This window comes from Pseudomonas sp. HS6-2, from assembly GCF_049325675.2.
Taxonomy (GTDB): domain Bacteria; phylum Pseudomonadota; class Gammaproteobacteria; order Pseudomonadales; family Pseudomonadaceae; genus Aquipseudomonas; species Aquipseudomonas putida_N.
The window spans coordinates 1-3,092 of sequence record NZ_JBMPGN020000003.1 but is presented as its reverse complement, the minus strand read 5'-3'; the positions used below and the strand labels follow the sequence as shown (position 1 = coordinate 3,092).

Annotated in this window: 3 protein-coding genes; 1 reads left to right on the top strand and 2 read right to left on the bottom strand. The window is 57.5% G+C overall.

Features of this window, described 5'->3' with window-relative positions:
* Positions 1 to 468: 468 nt before the first annotated feature.
* The gene (locus ACOKS3_RS29640) at positions 469 to 762 is read right to left on the bottom strand and encodes a HigA family addiction module antitoxin (RefSeq protein ID WP_241413618.1); all 294 of its coding nucleotides are present in this window, start codon (positions 760 to 762) and stop codon (positions 469 to 471) included.
* A 178-nt stretch (positions 763 to 940) separates the two neighbouring features.
* On the opposite strand from ACOKS3_RS29640, the gene ACOKS3_RS29635 reads away from it, so the two are divergent.
* Positions 941 to 1,276: a type II toxin-antitoxin system RelE/ParE family toxin gene (locus ACOKS3_RS29635; RefSeq protein WP_241413622.1), complete on the top strand. Its 336-nt coding sequence runs from the start codon at positions 941 to 943 to the stop codon at positions 1,274 to 1,276.
* Positions 1,277 to 1,536: 260 nt separating this feature from the next.
* Here the strand turns inward: ACOKS3_RS29635 and ACOKS3_RS29630 are convergent, their stop codons facing one another.
* Positions 1,537 to 2,652, bottom strand: a complete 1,116-nt coding sequence (locus ACOKS3_RS29630; RefSeq protein ID WP_280093625.1) for a protein rep — start codon at positions 2,650 to 2,652, stop codon at positions 1,537 to 1,539.
* Positions 2,653 to 3,092: the final 440 nt, after the last annotated feature.

Here is a 3,092-nt window from a genome sequence, read left to right as displayed (position 1 = left end):
CGTCGCTCGTACAGGTCGACATTACTCCCCTCCTAAGACCTGATCGACGCAACTAATGCCGCCACAGTAGCAGCCACTTCTGGCTGACCGTCCCAGGCACACCACACAGCAACCGATAAAGCCAGCAGAGCCTTTACGGCAAAGCTTTCCAATTCAATCGTGATCTTCATCCATACCCCCGCTAGTGACGATTTGATTTTAACGTCACGACAACGCGTGCCATCAGCAGGGGTTTGCATAAGATCAAAAGCACCTCCGGTGGCCCTCCGGGGGCTGCTCGCCGCGAGGCAGGTGCGCCGGGGAAGAGCGCCCCGGCACACCAGCCTTTAGCGTATGGGACTCCGGCCACGTCAAGGCCAAGCCGCTTCGCGGTCGCTTCGCGAGCCTTGACCCGGCCTCCATCCCGCATCGAAAACCAATGAGCTACAAAATAAAAAGCCCGCTTGAAGCGGGCTTTGGGAAAGTAAATCAAGCGAAGGCTGGTTCAAATCCAGTTAGTTTTCTCACTAACTTCGGATTCACCGCATCACGCGCTATCGACAGACTGTAGTCAGACTGAAGAGCCATCCAGGACTCGGCAGAGCGGTCAAAAACGTAAGATAGGCGCACGGCCATTTCTGGAGATAGGTCGGACTTACAAGCAAGCAATCGAGATACTGCGGCAGTCGAAACGCCAAGGCTTTCAGCTAGGTCTGCCTGCTTGATCTCGTAAGGTTCCACATACGCCATCTCCAGGTACTCACCGGGATGCATAGTGATCATTGTAACAACTCCAACGTTGCATGTTGCGCAACGAGCAACTTTTAGCTTAAATAGATTTTCTCTATTGACAAATCCAGCTCATAGTGGTAAGCTATTTATGTCAGGTGAAAGAATCGCTATTGGGTATGGTGATTCTATCAAACCGTGACAGCTATGTCAACTATTACAAGGAATCATCATGATTGAGAACGACAACGAGATTTTACACAAACCGCTGAGAGCTTTCTGGGCCAGCAACGCAACGAAGACCGCAGGATTGAACGCCGATTGGATCAAGGTCCTTCGACGCCTTCTCGTCCACTTGCATTCCGCCAGGTCACTCTCGGATATCAAGGGCGGTTACGGCCGGCTTAAGGACTGCAAGCCCCTCACTGGTCACAAGGACCGGTATGAGCTGGAGGTTAACGGGAACTGGCGGCTTACCTTCGACTGTGCGGATCCCAATACCGGTGTGGTCACCAAGATCGACTTGGAGGATGTGCACGGTCCGGGAGGTGCCAAGAAGCGAAGCTGATTCAGTTTCCGATTCGGAAACTGGTCCCTTGAGCCGGTAGGCGAATGGGCAAGACGTGGAGTTGCGTTAGCTAACTCCACCTGTCTTGCCCTGCAGATCGCATTTCACATTCCTTTGCGGCTAACGTTGCCAGGTCGCCTTTCTGCGTTGCTCTGCCGTTCAAAACGACTGCAACGTGACACTTGAGGGGCTGCTTTTGAGGAGCCAAGCTGGGATTCCAGCCCAACCTAATAGGTTGATTCTCAACGCTAAAGGTTGAGCTATGGGTAGCTCGTAGGGTGAGCTACCCCTAGCTCAAGGAGTTCCACCGTGGAACTCAAGCCGTTACCAGGGGCAAGGAAAGGGGGGCGATTTAACGCGGATATTTTCGCGCCCGCGAAAATGATTCGTTTGTGGTTTGGCGGCTCCGAAACGCTACACCGTGCTTGAAGCGAGCGCAGTAGGTGCAGGATTGCCACCCAACCACCATTGCTCTCCGCCAGGTCCAGGACCTTCGCACGCAGCCCCGCCTGACGGATCAACTTCCACTGCTCGATCTCCAGGTGGCCAAGCAGATCGGCGTCGTCACGCTGCTCCTCCGCCACTTCCTCGTCGCTCTGCTCGATCACGCCGACCCTGGCCTTGAGTCCCGCTGACCAGAACAACTGTCGCTTGCCCTTCATCGCCGCGGCGTAGTCGAGGAAACGGTGACCGGCCTTGAGATCACCGCCCTGGAACAGGGTGAGCAGTGCGAACGGATGCTTGCCCTTGGCTCGCCCGGCCTTGGTCGAGGCCTTGGCAATCTCCGCGTCCACCCCCCAGTGGCGGCTGTCGTCCTGCTTGGCCAGGTAGTCGCTGGCCGTACACCAGCCCTTCACATCGACGGCGTGCGCCTCGAACGCGACGACCTGGTCAACGTTGTCCAGGTCAAGCAAACCCGCACGCGCACAACTGGTCTTCCAGCGCTCGAGCACGGTCTTTTTCATCGTCTCAGCATCGGTACCGGCATCGACGAACCACAGTTCATGGGTGTGGGGGTGCCAGCCATTGTCGCCATGGGTCAGTTCCAGCGAACGGATCAGGCCCTGGTAGCCGGTGGCCTTCTTGAAGCGGGTCCAGGGCGAACCCTCACGCAGGTACTTCAGCGCGGTCTTCTGCTGCTCCAGCAGCTCCGCCAGCTGCTGCCAGGCGTAATGGGGGAAGGTGAGGGTGACCATCGCCGCTTGCAGCCCCTGGGCATCGGCCCAGGTCACCGCCTTGGCAACCTCTTCACGGCGACGCTCCTGGACCTTCGCCGCGCAGACCGGGCACGCCCAAACACTGCCGCAGTTCATCACGCCGCTGTAGAAGGCGCTGCCATGCTCACGCGAGGCGTGCACACCAATGGTCGCCGACACTGGCGTCCACTTGCACTTAGCTGTGCGGTGCCAGTTTTGCGGGTGCAGCAAACCTTCCCGTTTCCCCTCGTTGAGGAACAGGGCCCGTGCAGATGCAAGGAGGTCATAGCGCTCCGCCCGGTTGGCCTGCAGCTTCGCCCGCAGGTCTTGGGGGGGTAGAGGATTTCGCGTACTTCCCGAGGCAGCGCTCCGACCAGCGGTTTTACGCTCGCAGTCCGGTGCCTTCACAGCCGCCTCCGCCAGTCCTGGCGGGGGTCGGCACTTGATAAATCACGTGCGTGATGGTCATACTATCCCCGTTAATTCGACGATGAAACCCGGGGAGCCGCGCCAACGGCAATGATCCGGGTTTTGTTGTTTTTGGCGTCTCATCTTTGTGAGCGCCTCGGTATCTTGCACTCGTGACGATACCGTTTCAAGCAAGCTACTCATCAGTTGTA